Here is a 16555-nt window from a genome sequence, read left to right as displayed (position 1 = left end):
ATTGTTCGCTTTTGTGGTATAATAATTACTATGCAGAAAAAACCAACGTCAGCCTATGTGCACATTCCATTTTGTACCCAGATTTGTTATTATTGTGACTTTTCAAAAGTTTTTATCAAGAATCAGCCAGTCGACAGTTATTTAGAGCATCTGTTAGAAGAGTTTCGTTCTTATGATATTCAAAAGTTGAGAACCCTCTATATCGGTGGTGGAACACCGACAGCCCTGTCGGCTACGCAACTAGAGGTGTTATTGAAGGGCTTGACTAAAAACTTGGACCTGTCTGTCTTAGAAGAGTTGACCATTGAGGCAAATCCAGGGGACTTGGATGCGGATAAAATTGCTGTTTTGAAGAACTCGGCTGTCAATCGTGTTTCGCTAGGTGTGCAAACCTTTGACGACAAAATGCTGAAAAAGATTGGGCGCAGTCATTTGGAGAAGGATATTTATGAAAATATCGACCGCCTGAAATTGGCTGGTTTTGACAATATCTCTATCGACTTGATTTATGCGTTGCCTGGTCAGACCATGGAGCAGGTCAAGGAAAATGTGGCTAAAGCCATTGGGTTGGATATTCCCCATATGAGTCTGTATAGCTTGATTTTGGAAAATCACACGGTCTTTATGAATCGTATGCGACGAGGGAAATTACCTCTGCCTAAGGAGGAACTGGAAGCTGAGATGTTTGAGTACATCATCGCAGCGCTGGAGCGAGCTGGTTTTGAGCATTATGAGATTTCCAATTTCTCCAAACCCGGTTTTGAAAGTCGTCACAATCTCATGTACTGGGACAATGCTGAATACTATGGCATCGGTGCTGGAGCATCTGGTTATGTCAATGGAGTGCGCTATAAAAATCATGGTCCCATTCGTCATTATCTCAGTGCAGTTGAGGAAGGTAATGCTCGCATCACAGAAGAGCACCTGAGTCAAAAGGAGCAAATGGAAGAAGAAATGTTCTTGGGGCTCCGCAAGAAATCAGGGGTCTCTATGGCGCGATTTGAAGAAAAATTTGGACGGTCTTTCGATGGACTTTATGGAGAAATTGTCAGAGACTTGGTTCAACAAGGTCTCATGCAAATAGACGGTGATCGCGTGCGCATGACAAAAAGAGGTCTCTTTTTAGGAGACATCGTAGCAGAACGATTTATTTTGGAGTAGGATGATGGGCTTAACTTATCAAATGAAAATGAAAATTCCTTTTGATATGGCTGATATGAACGGTCATATCAAGCTTCCAGATGTGATTTTGCTGTCCCTGCAAGTTTCAGGGATGCAGTCGATTGAACTGGGAGTTAGTGATAAGGCCATTTTGGAAAACTATAATCTGGTCTGGATTATCACAGAATACGATATTGAGGTGGTTCGTTTGCCTCGTTTTGCGGAAGAAATTACCATCGAAACGGAAGCCCTGAGCTACAATCGACTCTTTTGCTACCGTCGCTTTACCATTTATGATGAAGCGGGGCAGGACCTTATCTACATGATGGCGACCTTTGTTCTCATGGATCGAGACAGTCGAAAAGTCCATGCTGTCGAACCTGAGATTGTGGCTCCTTACCAGTCTGATTTTGATAAAAAACTTATCCGCGGGCCAAAGTATGAGTCCTTGGAAGAGCCAATCAGTAAGGATTACCATGTTCGTTTTTACGATTTGGATATGAATGGTCATGTCAATAACAGTAAATACTTGGACTGGATTTTTGAGATCATGGGAGCGGACTTTTTGACCCACTATATTCCCCAAAAAATTAACCTCAAGTATGTCAAGGAAGTTCGACCAGGTGGGGTGATTACATCGGATGTTGAACGGACTGGACTGGAAAGCAAGCATGAGATTACAAGCGACGGTGCGACCAATGCCCAAGCTATCATCGCTTGGCAAGAAATAAAAAAGGATTAGGGAGAAATAGATGAAATATAAAGGCTATTTAATTGATTTAGACGGAACCATTTATAAGGGGAAAGACCGAATTCCAGCAGGAGAGGCTTTTGTCCATGAATTGCAAAAGCGGGACATTCCCTATCTCTTTGTGACCAACAATACAACCCGCACTCCAGAGAGTGTTCAGGAGATGTTGGCTCAGAATTTTAATATCGATACGCCCCTATCGACTGTCTACACAGCTACTTTGGCGACTATCGACTATATGAATGACTTGGGTCTTGAAAAGACGGTCTATGTCATCGGAGAAGCAGGGCTCAAGGAAGCCATCAAGGCGGCTGGTTATGTGGAAGACAAGGATAATCCTGCCTATGTGGTAGTAGGTCTGGACTGGCAAGTCGACTATGAAAAATTTGCGACAGCAACTCTGGCTATCCAAAAGGGTGCTCACTTTATCGGAACTAATCCAGACCTCAACATCCCGACAGAACGAGGGCTTTTGCCAGGTGCTGGTTCACTGATTACCCTTCTTGAAGTAGCAACACGAGTGAAGCCTGTTTATATCGGAAAACCAAATGCCATCATTATGGACAAGGCGGTTGAGCACTTAGGCTTGGAACGTGAAGAATTAATCATGGTTGGGGACAATTACCTGACTGATATTCGAGCAGGGATTGACAATGGCATTCCAACGCTCTTAGTGACAACAGGTTTTACTAAGGCAGAAGAAGTAGCAGACCTTCTAATCGCACCGACACATGTGGTTTCTAGTCTTGCGGAGTGGGATTTTGATGAAAACTAAACTGACCTTTTGGAGCTCTATGCTCTTTCTCCTCTCCCTCTCAATCCTTTTGACCATTTATTTGGCTTGGATTTTTTATCCGCTGGAAATTCAGTGGTTGAACTTAATGGATAGGGTCTATTTAAAACCAGAAACCATTCAATACAACTTTCATATCTTGATGGATTACCTGACCGATCCTTTTAGTCAGGTCTTGCAGATGCCAGATTTTCGTTCGTCAGCAGCTGGGCTGCACCATTTTGCGGTGGTCAAGGACCTCTTTCATCTAGTTCAACTAGTTGCTCTAGTGACATTACCAAGTTTCTATGTCTTTGTCAAAGGGATTGTGAAAAAGGGCTTTTTATCTTTATTTAGTAAGGGACTTCTGACTCTAGTAGTTTTGCCTTTGGTGATTGGTCTTGGGGGAGTTTTGATTGGTTTTGACCAATTTTTTACTCTTTTCCATCAAATTCTCTTTGTGGGAGATGATACCTGGCTTTTTGATCCAGCCAAGGATTCAGTTATTCTGATTTTGCCAGAGACCTTTTTCCTTCATGCTTTTCTTCTCTTTTTTGCCCTCTATGAAAGCTTCTTTGGCTATCTGTGTCTAAAAAGTCGTAAGAAGTGAAAAGAAAGATGTTTTTAATTTATATATATAAAAATGTATATCATTTGAAATCATTGTTAAGAGTGAATTAACCAAATCCAATTGTATCAATCGTTCGCGAACAGTCTATTTTTCTTGAAAAAATAGGCTTTTTTTCTAAAAATCTCTAGTCAAGCGCTTTATTTTTTTGTATAATAGAAGTAGCAAAGTATAGATAAGAAGAGAAAAGCATGATTACACTATTTCTATCACCGAGCTGTACATCATGTCGTAAGGCTAAGGCCTGGTTAGAAAAACATAAGGTTCCCTTTGTGGAACACAATATTATGACCAGTCCTTTAACAAGAAAAGAATTGCAACACATCCTTTCCTTGACCGAAAATGGTACTGATGACATCATTTCAACTCGTTCAAAAATTTTTCAAAAATTGAATATTGATGTAGAGAGTATTTCGGTATCGGAATTACTTCATTTGATTGAGCAGTATCCTAGTCTTTTGCGTCGTCCAATTATTATCGATGCTAAACGTATGCAGATCGGTTTTAATGAAGATGAGATTCGTGCTTTTCTCCCTCGTAGTTACCGTAAGCAAGAGCTAAAAGAAGCAAGAATGAGAGCTGGTATTAGTTAATGAACAAACAGTATAGTTACCCACTAGATTTGTCGTGGAGCACTGAAGAACTTGCTTCAGTGCTTTCTTTTTTTAATGATGTTGAAGCTGCCTATGAAAGCAAGGTAGAGGCTCAAAAGTTACTGGGCTCCTATAAGGGATTCAAAGCGGTTGTGCCAAGCAAGAGCGAAGAGAAACGTTTGGGACGAGAATTTGAAACAGTTAGTGGCTATTCGCTTTACCGAGCGGTTCAGGCTGCCAAGGAAAAAGGGGAAGGAAAGATTTCTCTTGGAAAGTAAATTTGAATTTGCCAAAGAGCTTGTCAAGAGGGCGGGCCAGTACATCCTTGACCATATGCAGGAAGACTTGCGTGTTGAGACCAAGTCCTCTCCAACAGATTTAGTGACCAGACTGGACAAGGAAGTTCAGGAGCTCTTGGTTGGTGAGATTTTGTCTCGTTATCCTGAGGATAAGATTTGTGCTGAAGAAGGTTGTCTGCGAGCCTCGGTTCAAGAGGGCAAGGTTTGGGTCATTGATCCCATTGATGGTACCAATAATTTTGTGGCTCAGCAGGAAGATTTTGCTGTCATGATGGCTTATTTTGAAAATGGTCAGGGGCAGTTTGGACTGATTTATGATGTTGTCAAAGGGGATTGTTACCATGGTGGTGGAGCCTTTCCAGTTTGTCGAAACGATAAGCTCCTAGCTCCCTTTAAAGCCAAACCACTTGGAGATTTTCTCATTGCGGGAAATAGTGGCATGCTGGAAACCAACGAATGGGGGCTGGCTGATTTGAGTCGAGCAGTACTTGGTGTTCGTGTCTATGGGAGTGCGGCCATTAGTTTTGCCAAGATTTTGTCAGGGCGTTTATTGACCTATGTCACTTATCTGCAACCATGGGATTATGCTGCAGCTAGTATTTTAGGGGAAGGTCTGGGCTATCGGGTGGTGACCCTTTCTGGTAAAGCTCCTGATTTTCAAACCAGACAGCCGGTCATGATGGTGCCTCTTGAGATGCTGGAGGAAATTCAGTCCTATATTTACGAAAGGAAAAGAACTTAAATGCAATTTCCAGAAGGATTTGTTGAAAAATATGAAGAGATACTAGGAGATGAGGCAAGAGATTTTCTTGCCTCTTTTGAGGAGGAAGCGGTTTCGGCTTTTCGGGTCAATCCTTTAAAAGAAGCGCCAGTTTCCTTTCCTGATTCCATTCCTCAAACTCCTTGGGGTCACTATGGGAAGGTTTCAGGGAAATCGCCTGAGCATGCTACTGGCTTGGTTTATTCGCAAGAACCCGCTGCCCAGATGGTGGCTCAGGTAGCCCAACCCAGTCCTGGAATGAAGGTCTTGGATTTAGCCGCTGCTCCAGGTGGCAAATCAACCCAACTGGCAGCCTATCTAGCAGGAGAGGGTCTCCTTGTTTCCAATGAAATTTCAAGCAAACGGGCTAAGATTTTAGTAGAAAACATGGAGCGCTTTGGAGCGACAAATGTCGTGGTGACCAATGAATCTGCTGACCGCTTGGCCAAGGTTTTTAAGGGCTATTTTGACCTCATTGTCCTAGATGCCCCTTGCTCAGGGGAAGGGATGTTCCGTAAGCAACCAGATGCTATGGACTATTGGAGCCTTGATTATCCGAGCCAATGTGCAAGTTTGCAAAGAGAAATTCTAGCGGATGCGGTGACTATGCTAGCTGAAGGTGGTCGCTTGGTTTATTCAACCTGTACCTGGGCTCCTGAGGAAAACGAGGAGATTGTCAATTGGTTGCTGGAAGAGTATGATTTTGATTTGCTGCCAGTAGAGCATATCAATGGAATGGTAGCTGGTATTGACCTGCCAGAAACGGCTCGGATGTATCCTCATCATTTTAAGGGAGAGGGTCAGTTTGTAGCCCATCTACAGTTTAAGGGTGACAATCCAGCACCTAAATGTAAGGCAAGTAAGAGTAATCTCAGCCGTGAACAAGTTACTTTGTGGCAGGAATTTGCCCAAAAACATTTGAAGGTCAATCTAAGGGGTATCTTGCAGACTTTTGGAGACCAACTCTATCTCCTGCCAGAACTTTTGCCAGATTTAGGGAAACTCAAGATTGCTCGGAATGGACTGCATCTGGGTACCTTTAAGAAGAAACGCTTTGAGCCTAGTTTTGCTCTTGGTCTAGCCTTGAAACCGAGTCAGGTCAAGCAGTCGGTTGAAATTGACCAAGAAGCGTTTGTAAAGTATGTCGCTGGAGAAACCGTTCAGCTGGTGGAAAGTCTGCCAAATGGTTGGTACCAAGTTTTAGTTCAAGGAAATGGCTTGGGCTTTGCTAAGGTGACTGGAAATGGTTTGAAAAATTATTTTCCTAAAGGCCTCAGATTCAAGTGAAAATGCTAGTCAAAGTAGCTTGTCTATGTTATAGTGGAAGTATGGATTTTTTTCAAATTGTCTTTCATTTTAAGTCAAAATTGGTGGAAAGGTAACTAAGCAAATTTCTAGTTAAACCAAGCTAATACTCTTCGAAAATCTCTTCAAACCGCGTCAACATCGCCTTTCCGTATGTATGCTTACTGACTTCGTCAGTTCTATCCACAACCTCAAAACAGTGTTTTGAGCAGCCTGCGGCTAGTTTCCTAGTTTGCTCTTTGATTTTCATTGAGTATAAGAACTTTAGTTGGCTCCCAATTTTCAAAAGAAAAACATAAATAAATAGTTGAAAAAATTCAAACCATTCACCATTATTTTCAAGGAGAAAAACAGTGAAAAAAAGGAAAAAACTCGCTCTATCCCTTGCGGCTCTTTTGCTGGCAGGTTCGTTAGCGGGATGTGCTAGCTGGATTGATCGTGGAGAATCCATGACAGCTGTTGGTTCAACGGCTCTTCAGCCCTTGGTCGAAGCAGCAGCAGATGAATTTGGCTCTCTGCACGTTGGAAAAACAGTCAACGTCCAAGGTGGAGGATCTGGTACAGGTCTGTCTCAGGTTCAGTCTGGAGCTGTTGATGTAGGAAATTCAGACGTATTTGCCGAGGAAAAAGACGGTATCAACGCATCCGCTCTAGTGGACCATAAGGTAGCTGTAGCGGGCTTGGCGGTAATTGTGAACAAGGAAGTTGATGTTGAAAATCTGACAACTGAACAACTCCGTAGCATCTTCACAGGTCAAGTGACCAACTGGAAAGAGGTCGGTGGAAAAGACCTAGCCATTTCTATTATCAACCGTGCGGCAAGTTCTGGTTCGCGTGCAACCTTTGATAGTGTTGTCATGGATGGCCAATCTGCCGTGCAGAGTCAAGAACAGGATTCAAATGGGATGGTCAAAAACATTGTTTCCCAGACACCAGGAGCCATTTCTTACCTAGCTTTTGCCTATGTGGATGACTCTGTTAAACTCATGAAATTGAACGGCTATGAGCCGATTGCAGAAAATGTTACAACCAATAACTGGCCTTTGTGGTCTTATGAACATATGTACACCCTAGGTCAGCCAAACGAATTGGTGGCAGAATTTCTCAACTTTGTCCTCTCAGATGAAGCGCAAAGCGGAATCGTTAAGGGAATGGGCTATATTTCTGTCAAGGAAATGAAGGTTGAAAAAGATGCTGTAGGAACGGTGACAGCACTAGAAGGGAGTCACTAATGAATCAAGAAGAATTAGCTAAAAAATTACTTTCTCCCTCAAAGAACTCTCGTCTAGAGAAACTAGGAAAAGGCTTGACCTTTGCCTGTCTGTCTTTGATTGTCATCATTGTCGCTATGATTTTAATCTTCGTAGCCCAAAAAGGTTTGTCGACCTTCTTTGTCAATGGAGTCAATATCTTTGATTTCCTATTTGGCCAAACTTGGAATCCTTCAGGTAAACAATTTGGTGCCCTTCCCATGATTTTGGGTTCCTTTATTGTCACAATCCTATCAGCCCTTATCGCAACTCCTTTTGCCATTGGTGCGGCAGTCTTTATGACCGAGGTCTCACCAAAAGGTGCTAGAATCTTGCAACCAGCCATTGAATTGCTGGTCGGGATTCCTTCAGTCGTCTATGGATTTATCGGTTTGCAGGTTGTGGTTCCCTTTGTCCGCAGTGTCTTTGGTGGAACTGGTTTTGGGATTTTGTCAGGGATTTTTGTTCTCTTTGTCATGATTTTACCGACAGTAACCTTTATGACAACTGATAGCTTACGTGCGGTGCCTCGTCACTACCGTGAAGCTAGTTTGGCCATGGGAGCCACTCGCTGGCAAACCATCTGGCGCGTGACCTTGAAGGCAGCGCGTTCAGGGATTTTCACAGCAGTGGTCTTTGGGATGGCGCGTGCCTTTGGTGAGGCCTTGGCCATTCAGATGGTGGTCGGAAACTCAGCCGTTGTCCCAACTTCATTAACAACACCTGCTGCGACCTTGACATCTGTTTTGACTATGGGTATCGGAAATACCGTTATGGGAACAGTTGACAATAACGTTCTCTGGTCACTGGCCTTAGTCTTGCTCTTGATGAGTTTGGCCTTCAACAGTGTCATTAAATTGATTACGAAAGAAAGAGGAAAGAAAAACTATGCACGCTAAGAAATTAGATAAAATTGCAACAGCTGTCCTCTACTCGATTGCAGGAATTATCGTTGCCATCTTGGCATCCTTGATTCTTTATATCTTGGTTCGTGGTTTGCCCCACATCTCTTGGTCTTTCTTGACTGGCAAATCATCTTCTTACCAAGCAGGTGGAGGGATTGGAATTCAGCTTTATAATTCCTTCTTCCTCTTGGTAATTACCTTGATTATCTCTGTACCTTTGTCCATGGGAGCTGGGATTTTCCTAGCTGAATATGCCAAAAAAGGTCCTGTGACCAACTTTGTTAGAACCTGTATTGAAATCTTGTCTTCACTGCCATCTGTGGTTGTAGGTCTCTTTGGTTACTTGATTTTTGTAGTTCAGTTTGAGTATGGATTTTCAATCATTTCAGGTGCCTTGGCCTTGACGGTTTTTAACCTGCCTCAGATGACTCGTAATGTTGAAGATAGCTTGAAACACGTTCACCATACGCAACGTGAGGCTGGTCTGGCTCTTGGAATTTCTCGTTGGGAGACAGTTGTCCATGTCGTCATTCCAGAAGCCCTACCAGGTATTGTGACGGGGGTTGTCTTGGCCTCTGGTCGTATCTTTGGTGAGGCTGCGGCTCTTATCTATACAGCAGGACAATCTGCTCCAGCCCTTGACTGGTCTAACTGGAATATTCTCAGTGTGACGAGTCCAATCTCTATCTTCCGTCAAGCAGAAACCTTGGCTGTCCACATCTGGAAAGTCAACAGTGAAGGAACCATTCCAGATGGCACCATCGTATCAGCAGGTTCTGCCGCCGTGCTCCTCATCTTTATCCTCATCTTTAACTTTGGAGCCCGTAAACTCGGAAGCTACCTACATAAGAAATTAACCGCTGCCTAAAGGAGAAGCCATGTCAAAATATAATTGGGATGAAAAGCATATCATCACCTTTCCTGAAGAGAAAGTGGCCCTCTCTACTAAGGATTTACATGTTTACTACGGTAAAAAAGAATCCATCAAGGGCATCGATATGCAATTTGAAAAAAATAAAATTACTGCCTTAATTGGCCCATCTGGATCAGGAAAATCAACCTACCTCCGCAGTCTTAACCGTATGAATGATACCATTGATATTGCCAAGGTAACAGGTCAAATCCTCTATCAAGGAATTGACGTTAATCGTCCAGAAATCAATGTTTATGAGATGCGTAAGCACATCGGAATGGTCTTCCAACGACCAAATCCCTTTGCCAAGTCTATCTACCGCAACATTACTTTTGCTCATGAACGTGCAGGAGTCAAGGACAAGCAAGTCTTGGATGAAATTGTGGAAACTTCTCTTCGTCAGGCTGCCCTTTGGGACCAGGTCAAAGACGATTTGCACAAGTCAGCCTTGACCCTATCAGGTGGTCAGCAGCAACGTCTCTGTATCGCTCGTGCTATTTCGGTCAAACCTGACATTCTCTTGATGGATGAGCCTGCGTCAGCCTTGGATCCGATTGCGACAGCTCAGCTGGAAGAAACCATGCTGGAATTGAAGAAGGACTTTACCATCATCATCGTGACCCACAGTATGCAGCAGGCTGCGCGTGCTAGTGACTACACAGGATTTTTCTATTTGGGTGACTTGATTGAGTATGATAAGACGTCTAATATTTTCCAAAATGCCAAACTACAGTCAACCAATGACTACGTAACTGGACACTTTGGATAGAAAGGAAACAGTATGACAGAAGCGATTTTACAGGTGTCAGACCTGTCCGTTTACTACAATCAAAAAAAGGCCTTGAATAGTGTTTCCCTCTCTTTCCAACCTAAGGAAATTACAGCCTTGATCGGTCCATCTGGATCAGGAAAGTCAACCCTTCTCAAGGCTATAAACCGCATGGGGGATCTCAATCCAGAGGTGACAACAACGGGATCAGTAGTCTATAATGGTCACAATATCTACAGCCCCCGTACAGATACAGTTGAATTGCGGAAGGAAATCGGTATGGTCTTCCAACAGCCGAATCCTTTCCCTATGTCCATCTACGAAAATGTTGTCTATGGGCTTCGTATCAATGGAGTGAAGGACAAACAGGTTCTGGATGAAGCGGTGGAAAAAGCCTTGCAACGTGCTTCTATCTGGGATGAAGTCAAGGACCGCCTGCATGATTCAGCTATCGGGCTTTCAGGTGGACAACAGCAACGTGTCTGTGTTGCCCGTGTCTTGGCAACCAGTCCTAAAATCATTCTCTTGGATGAACCGACTTCAGCCTTGGACCCTATCTCTGCTGGTAAGATTGAGGAAACCTTGTATGGCCTAAAAGATAAATACACCATGCTCTTGGTTACGCGTTCTATGCAACAAGCCTCTCGTATCTCTGACAAGACAGGATTTTTCCTTGATGGAGATTTGATTGAGTTTAACGATACCAAGAAGATGTTCCTCAACCCACAACATAAGGAAACAGAAGATTATATTTCAGGAAAATTTGGATAAGGAGATAAATGATGTTACGTTCTCAATTTGAAGAAGATTTAGAGAAATTGCACAACCAGTTCTATGCTATGGGACAAGAAGTGCTATCCCAAATCAATCGTACAGTGCGTGCCTTTGTCACGCATGACCGTGATTTGGCCAAGGAAGTCATCGAAGACGATGCAGAAGTAAACGAATACGAAGTGAAATTGGAGAAGAAATCATTTGAAATGATTGCCCTTCAACAACCCGTTTCTCAGGACTTGCGTACTGTTTTGACAGTCTTGAAGGCTGTATCTGACTTGGAACGTATGGGGGACCATGCCGTTTCCATTGCCAAAGCGGCAATTCGTATGAAAGGGGAGCAACGCATCCCAGCTGTTGAAGAAGAAATCAAGAGAATGGGTCGCGATGTCAAAAACTTCGTTGAAGCAGCCCTTGAACTCTATCTCAATGGTTCAGTGGATCAGGCCTATGAAGTAGCAGCTATGGACGAAAAAATCAACCATTACTTTGATAGCATTCGTGACTTGGCTACAGAAGAAATCAAGAAAAATCCTGATGCCATTGTTACAGGTCGTGATTACTTCCAAGTTATTGCCTTCTTGGAACGGATTGGAGATTATGCTAAGAATATCTGTGAATGGGTTGTTTACTTTGAAACAGGTAAGATTGTCGAACTATAAAATAGGTTGGATCTGTATAAAAAGGAGCTTGAAATCAACTGATAGCTCCTTTTCTTGAATGAAAAAAATATTTTTAAGATAAAAATTCAAAAAACACTTGACAAGTAACTTGGATAGCGTTATAATTATACAAAATTAACAGAGAGGTTGTTTATTTATGAAATCAAAAAAATGGATATTTGTTTTATGTAGTTTTCTTGCAAGTTTCTTCTTAGTAGCTTGCCAGTCAGGTTCGAATGGTTCTCAGTCAGCTGTTGAGGCCATTAAGCAAAAAGGGAAATTGGTTGTGGCGACCAGTCCTGACTATGCACCTTTTGAATTTCAGTCTTTGGTTGATGGGAAAAATCAGGTAGTCGGTGCGGATATTGATATGGCTCAAGCTATCGCTGACGAACTTGGGGTTAAGTTGGAAATATCAAGCATGAGTTTTGATAATGTCTTGACTAGTCTTCAAACTGGTAAGGCTGACCTAGCGGTTGCAGGAATTAGCGCTACTGACGAGAGAAAAGAAGTCTTTGATTTTTCAATCCCTTACTATGAAAACAAGATTAGTTTCTTGGTTCGTAAGGCTGATGTAGAAAAATACAAGGATTTAACTAGCCTTGAAAGTGCTAATATTGCAGCTCAAAAAGGGACTGTTCCAGAGTCTATGGTCAAGGAACAATTGCCAAAAGCTCAATTGACTTCCCTAACCAATATGGGTGAGGCAGTCAATGAATTGCAGGCTGGAAAAGTAGATGCTGTTCACATGGATGAGCCTGTTGCCCTTAGTTATGCTGCTAAAAACGCTGACCTAGCTGTCGCAACTGTCAGCTTGAAGATGAAGGACGGCGAAGCCAATGCAGTAGCTCTTAGAAAAAATAGTGCTGATTTGAAAGAAGTGGTGGACAAGGTCATCCAAAAGCTCAAGGATGAAGGAACCTACCAAAGCTATCTTGAAAAAGCAGCAAGTCTAACAGAAGTTGAAGAATAAGAAAAAGCAGAGTTGGAAGTCAATCCAATTCTGCTTTTAAATAGTTTAAAACATTTTCTAAATCGTCTAGGGACACCTTGGCAAATTGATAAGGGCAGGCGCTCAAATAGGCCTTTTCAAAGAAGTCCAAGCCCAGTTGACTATGTTTGAGACTGGCAATTTTAGGGTATCGTCGTAGGTCTAGCAATACACCATCGTGAAGAGGAAAGTGAGGAAGGGGGCAAGTCAATTTAGCTAACCTTTCCTCGATTTGCTTCTGGTAAGCTTCCTGATTGGCCAAGCGAGCCAGACGGTTTTTCTCAAACAGTTGACTGTCGATATAGAGTGATAAAGCCTTTTGCATGATGAGATTGCTGTCGTAGTCTAGGATATTTTTGTAGGCCACAAAGGCTTCTTTGATAGCATTTGGCAGAATGAGTGCCGTAATCCGCAGGGCTGGAAAGAGGCTGGTTGAGAAGGACTTGATGTAAATAACCCGCTCCTCTGTATCCAGATAGTGGAAGGTCTGGCCCTTCTTAGAATCCAAATCCCCCAGATAATCGTCCTCTACAATATAGACACCATACTTGGCAGCTAAGTCAAGAATAGTTCGTTTGTCCTGCTCAGAATAGGAATGACCTAGGGGATAGTGAAAGCGAGGAATGGTGTAGAAAAACTTAATCTTTCCTGTTTTGAAGTGTCGCTCCAGCTCCTCCAAGTCAATCCCATCAATGCCTCGTTCGATCGTTTGATAGTCCAGCCCCTGAGCAATCAAGAGGCGATTCATCCGATGGTAGGTCGGCTGTTCCACCAAGATTTCCTTGGCTTGGCTAGGAAAGGATATTTGAGAAAGGATAAAAAGGGCTTGTTGGGTTCCAGAAGTCAGTACCAGTTGGTCAGCCTTGCAGTAGAGGGCTTGGTCAAAGAGGAGTTTGTGAATGGACTGTCTTAGGTCCTCTAAACCTTCTTGGTTGTCATAGTAGTTGAAGAGGTAGTTTTCTCGGCCAATCAAGGTTTCATTGACACAGAGTCGGAAATCGTCATAGGCGCTGGCATGTTCGTCGGTAACCTCAATTTCTAGGTCCAGGTGTTGCCCTTGTTCTAGGACATAGTAGCCACTCTGGGGCTTGGCATAGAGGTATTGCTCGTGCCGTAATTCTAGCAGGGCTCGTTGAATAGTGTCCTTGCTACAGTGAAAGTCAAGGCTCAGTTGACGGATAGAAGGCAGGCGGCTTCCCGTCGGAAATCGTCCAGACTCGATACAATTTTTCAGATAGGAAACGACCTCTTGGTACTTGCTTTGTTTCTTCATTCCAAACCTCCCTTGATTTTGTTACATTGTACCCTTTTTTTTCCTTCTTGGCAATGTCTAGGGTGTTTCTCTCGTTCACATCTAGGGGCAAATGTGGTATACTTAGGAGTAACATTTATAGAATAACAGACAAGAAAGTGAATGGATAAGAACGTGCAGGAACCAGTGAAATTATTTCAATACAATACCCTTGGAGCCTTGATGGCAGGCCTTTATGGTGGTACTATGACAGTAGGAGAATTGCTAGAGCATGGTGACCTTGGTTTGGGAACCTTGGATTCCATTGATGGGGAATTGATTGTCTTGGATGGCAAGGCTTATCAGGCCAAGGGATCAGGAGAGCAACCAGAGATTGTGGAAGTATCACCAGATGCCCTTATTCCTTACGCAGCAGTGGTACCGCATCAGGCAGAAGTCATTTTCCGCCAGCGCTTTGAGATGACAGACAAGGAATTGGAAGAACGAATTGAGTCTTATTACGACGGGGAAAATCTTTTCCGCTCGATCAAGATTCGTGGGGAATTTTCGCATATGCATGTGCGCATGATTCCCAAGTCGACACCAGATACCAAGTTTGCTGAGGTCGCAACGCATCAGCCTGAATATAGTCGTGACAATGTGGCAGGGACCATCGTTGGTTTCTGGACCCCAGAAATTTTCCATGGGGTTAGTGTGGCAGGCTACCATCTGCACTTCATCTCAGATGATTTGACCTTCGGTGGACATGTCATGGACTTTGTCATAAAGGAAGGGATTATCGAGGTGGGAGCAGTTGATCAGTTGGACCAACGTTTTCCTGTCCAAGACCGTCAATACTTGTTTGCTAAGTTCAATGTTGACGAGATGAAAAAAGATATTGAAAAGGCAGAATAGGAGAAGAAAATGACCATTCATATTATCATTACCATGGTGCTGTTGCTAGCTTTTCTGTTTGGGAGCATTTGGTATGCCAAAAAGAAATACCAGATTAATCTAGCTGTCTTGGGCTTGGGTGCCGTTGCTTTCTTTGTCTCTACACAGATTTTAGAAAAACTGGTGCATATCTTGGTTTTACATCCTCAAAAAGATGGTAGTATTGCCCTCTTGCAAGACCATCCGCTTGTCTATATCATCTATGGCCTCGCCATGGCAGCATTTTTTGAGGAAACGGCTCGTCTTGTTTTCTTCAAATGGTTGGAGAAAAAGAGAAGTTTGGAAAAGGCAGACGCCTTGGCCTATGGACTGGGGCATGGTGGCTTGGAATTAATTTTCCTGGGTCTTGCTAGTTTGTTTAATCTCTACATCGTTCTCTCAGCAGTTCAAACTCAGGATCCACAGGTTATGCAATTACTGTCTGAAAATATGTTGAAGACTATCCAGTCGCTATCGGTCTGGCAGATTTATTTGCTTGGTTTTGAGCGAATCTTGGCGCTAGGTTTTCAATTACTCTTGACAGTTTGGGTTTACCAAGCTGTTCGCCAGAAGAAATGGATTTATCTCCTAGCAGCCTATGGCCTACATGCCTTCTTTGATCTGGCACCATCTCTAGTCCAAGTTGGCTGGCTGACCAATCCAGTCTTGGCGGAAGTTGTCCTAGCACTAGAGCTCGTTCTGGTTGCCTATGGAACCAAGGCAATCTTTTGCAAAAAATCATAAGAAAAGGGGGAAACCTCTTTTTTTTGTTTAAAATAAGCCCAAGATTTTTTTAGGGTCGTCAAATGGTCTTAAAAATGGTATAATGGAATGAATTTTGTAAAAGGAAGAGTGACATGTCTGTAAGAGAAAAAATGCTTGAAATCTTAGAAGGAATTGATATCCGTTTTAAGGAACCCTTGCATAGCTATAGTTATACAAAAGTAGGTGGAGAGGCCGATTATTTGGTCTTTCCACGAAATCGTTTTGAGTTGGCGCGCCTTGTTAAATTTGCCAATCAAGAAAATATCCCTTGGATGGTTCTTGGCAATGCCAGCAATATCATCGTTCGTGATGGTGGGATTCGTGGATTTGTCATCTTGTGTGACAAGCTCAATAACGTTTCCGTTGATGGCTATACCATTGAAGCTGAAGCAGGGGCCAACTTGATTGAAACAACTCGCATTGCGCTTCGTCATAGTTTGACGGGTTTTGAGTTTGCTTGTGGCATTCCAGGGAGCGTTGGTGGTGCTGTCTTTATGAATGCGGGTGCCTATGGTGGCGAGATTGCTCACATCTTGCAGTCTTGTAAGGTCTTGACCAAGGATGGAGAAATCGAGACTCTGTCTGCCAAGGACCTGGCTTTTGGTTACCGTCATTCAGCCATTCAAGAGTCTGGTTCTGTTGTCTTATCAGCTAAATTTGCCCTAGCTCCAGGAACCCATCAGGTTATCAAGCAAGAAATGGACCGCTTGACGCACCTACGTGAACTCAAGCAACCTTTGGAATACCCATCTTGTGGTTCGGTCTTTAAGCGTCCAGTAGGGCATTTTGCAGGTCAGTTGATTTCTGAGGCTGGTTTGAAAGGCTATCGTATCGGTGGCGTAGAAGTGTCAGAAAAGCACGCAGGATTTATGATCAATGTTGCTGATGGAACGGCCAAAGACTACGAAGACTTGATTGAGTCTGTGATTGAAAAAGTCAAGGAACACTCTGGCGTCACTCTTGAGAGAGAAGTCCGTATTTTAGGTGAAAGCAAGTAGGAAGCTGTAGTTGAAAAGCTGCTGCTATGTCATGGAAAGGGGGTGAAAGCCTATCGTTAGTGCAGAAGAATGTAGGCAGTTTAATCTCCTACACG

At 43.2% G+C, this 16555-nt stretch carries 20 protein-coding genes; 18 read left to right on the top strand and 2 right to left on the bottom strand.

Features of this window, described 5'->3' with window-relative positions; genetic code table 11:
* The first annotated feature begins 30 nt into the window (after positions 1-30).
* The 8 genes from hemW to DSY56_RS04635 all read left to right on the top strand — a co-directional run bounded on the left by hemW (position 31) and on the right by DSY56_RS04635 (position 6251).
* Positions 31-1161: a radical SAM family heme chaperone HemW gene (gene hemW / locus DSY56_RS04670; protein ID WP_112444131.1), complete on the top strand. Its 1131-nt coding sequence runs from the start codon at positions 31-33 to the stop codon at positions 1159-1161.
* Between the two features lie 4 nt (positions 1162-1165).
* Positions 1166-1903 (top strand): acyl-ACP thioesterase domain-containing protein, encoded by a 738-nt coding sequence (locus DSY56_RS04665; RefSeq protein WP_112444284.1) that lies wholly within the window; start codon positions 1166-1168, stop codon positions 1901-1903.
* Positions 1904-1913: 10 nt separating this feature from the next.
* On the top strand, positions 1914-2687 hold the full coding sequence (locus DSY56_RS04660) for a TIGR01457 family HAD-type hydrolase (protein WP_112444128.1): 774 nt from the start codon (positions 1914-1916) through the stop codon (positions 2685-2687).
* Positions 2677-3294: a TIGR01906 family membrane protein gene (locus DSY56_RS04655; protein ID WP_112444126.1), complete on the top strand. Its 618-nt coding sequence runs from the start codon at positions 2677-2679 to the stop codon at positions 3292-3294. Before DSY56_RS04660 ends, DSY56_RS04655 begins: the two co-directional genes overlap by 11 nt.
* A 209-nt stretch (positions 3295-3503) precedes the next feature.
* A complete protein-coding gene (locus DSY56_RS04650; RefSeq protein WP_000631259.1) occupies positions 3504-3905 on the top strand; it encodes a Spx/MgsR family RNA polymerase-binding regulatory protein in 402 nt (133 codons plus the stop codon).
* Positions 3905-4183, top strand: a complete 279-nt coding sequence (locus tag DSY56_RS04645) for a UPF0223 family protein (protein ID WP_112444124.1) — start codon at positions 3905-3907, stop codon at positions 4181-4183. The genes DSY56_RS04650 and DSY56_RS04645 overlap by 1 nt, the downstream gene beginning before the upstream one ends.
* Positions 4173-4946: an inositol monophosphatase family protein gene (locus DSY56_RS04640; protein ID WP_112444122.1), complete on the top strand. Its 774-nt coding sequence runs from the start codon at positions 4173-4175 to the stop codon at positions 4944-4946. The genes DSY56_RS04645 and DSY56_RS04640 overlap by 11 nt, the downstream gene beginning before the upstream one ends.
* Positions 4947-6251, top strand: a complete 1305-nt coding sequence (locus DSY56_RS04635; protein WP_112444120.1) for an RsmF rRNA methyltransferase first C-terminal domain-containing protein — start codon at positions 4947-4949, stop codon at positions 6249-6251.
* Between the two features lie 121 nt (positions 6252-6372).
* On the opposite strand, the gene DSY56_RS11825 is transcribed toward DSY56_RS04635, so the two are convergent.
* A complete protein-coding gene (locus tag DSY56_RS11825) occupies positions 6373-6519 on the bottom strand; it encodes a hypothetical protein (RefSeq protein WP_200832375.1) in 147 nt (48 codons plus the stop codon).
* A gap of 103 nt (positions 6520-6622) precedes the next feature.
* Here DSY56_RS11825 and DSY56_RS04630 point away from each other — a divergent pair, with 103 nt between their 5' ends.
* The 7 genes from DSY56_RS04630 (at position 6623) to DSY56_RS04600 (ending at position 12515) form a co-directional block, all read left to right on the top strand.
* Positions 6623-7501, top strand: a complete 879-nt coding sequence (locus DSY56_RS04630) for a phosphate ABC transporter substrate-binding protein PstS family protein (protein WP_112444118.1) — start codon at positions 6623-6625, stop codon at positions 7499-7501.
* Entirely contained in the window at positions 7501-8418 is a 918-nt protein-coding gene (gene pstC / locus DSY56_RS04625) for a phosphate ABC transporter permease subunit PstC (RefSeq protein ID WP_001070903.1), read from the top strand. Before DSY56_RS04630 ends, pstC begins: the two co-directional genes overlap by 1 nt.
* Positions 8408-9292 carry a phosphate ABC transporter permease PstA gene (gene pstA / locus DSY56_RS04620; RefSeq protein WP_000543046.1) on the top strand — a complete coding sequence of 295 codons (885 nt, stop codon included), beginning with the start codon at positions 8408-8410 and terminating at the stop codon, positions 9290-9292. The genes pstC and pstA overlap by 11 nt, the downstream gene beginning before the upstream one ends.
* 10 nt (positions 9293-9302) lie before the next feature.
* On the top strand, positions 9303-10106 hold the full coding sequence (gene pstB / locus DSY56_RS04615) for a phosphate ABC transporter ATP-binding protein PstB (RefSeq protein WP_020900241.1): 804 nt from the start codon (positions 9303-9305) through the stop codon (positions 10104-10106).
* 12 nt (positions 10107-10118) lie between these two features.
* On the top strand, positions 10119-10877 hold the full coding sequence (gene pstB / locus DSY56_RS04610) for a phosphate ABC transporter ATP-binding protein PstB (protein ID WP_000133484.1): 759 nt from the start codon (positions 10119-10121) through the stop codon (positions 10875-10877).
* 11 nt (positions 10878-10888) lie between these two features.
* Positions 10889-11542, top strand: coding sequence for a phosphate signaling complex protein PhoU (phoU, locus tag DSY56_RS04605; protein WP_000946458.1), 654 nt, complete (start codon positions 10889-10891; stop codon positions 11540-11542).
* 157 nt (positions 11543-11699) lie between these two features.
* Positions 11700-12515: an ABC transporter substrate-binding protein gene (locus tag DSY56_RS04600; RefSeq protein ID WP_023942905.1), complete on the top strand. Its 816-nt coding sequence runs from the start codon at positions 11700-11702 to the stop codon at positions 12513-12515.
* Between the two features lie 19 nt (positions 12516-12534).
* On the opposite strand, the gene DSY56_RS04595 is transcribed toward DSY56_RS04600, so the two are convergent.
* A complete protein-coding gene (locus DSY56_RS04595) occupies positions 12535-13806 on the bottom strand; it encodes an aminotransferase-like domain-containing protein (protein ID WP_112444116.1) in 1272 nt (423 codons plus the stop codon).
* Between the two features lie 141 nt (positions 13807-13947).
* Here DSY56_RS04595 and budA point away from each other — a divergent pair, with 141 nt between their 5' ends.
* The 3 genes from budA to murB all read left to right on the top strand — a co-directional run bounded on the left by budA (position 13948) and on the right by murB (position 16460).
* Positions 13948-14679 carry an acetolactate decarboxylase gene (gene budA, locus DSY56_RS04590; protein ID WP_000360314.1) on the top strand — a complete coding sequence of 244 codons (732 nt, stop codon included), beginning with the start codon at positions 13948-13950 and terminating at the stop codon, positions 14677-14679.
* Between the two features lie 9 nt (positions 14680-14688).
* On the top strand, positions 14689-15441 hold the full coding sequence (locus tag DSY56_RS04585) for a YhfC family intramembrane metalloprotease (protein ID WP_112444114.1): 753 nt from the start codon (positions 14689-14691) through the stop codon (positions 15439-15441).
* 113 nt (positions 15442-15554) lie between these two features.
* Complete coding sequence (gene murB / locus DSY56_RS04580) at positions 15555-16460, top strand: UDP-N-acetylmuramate dehydrogenase (protein ID WP_061750843.1); 906 nt, start codon at positions 15555-15557, stop codon at positions 16458-16460.
* Positions 16461-16555 lie beyond the last annotated feature (95 nt).

This window comes from Streptococcus sp. 596553, assembly GCF_900411395.1.
Taxonomy (GTDB): Bacteria; Bacillota; Bacilli; order Lactobacillales; family Streptococcaceae; genus Streptococcus; species Streptococcus mitis_BA.
The sequence above is the reverse complement of the archived record's forward strand: the minus strand, read 5'-3'. Positions and strand labels throughout refer to the sequence as shown.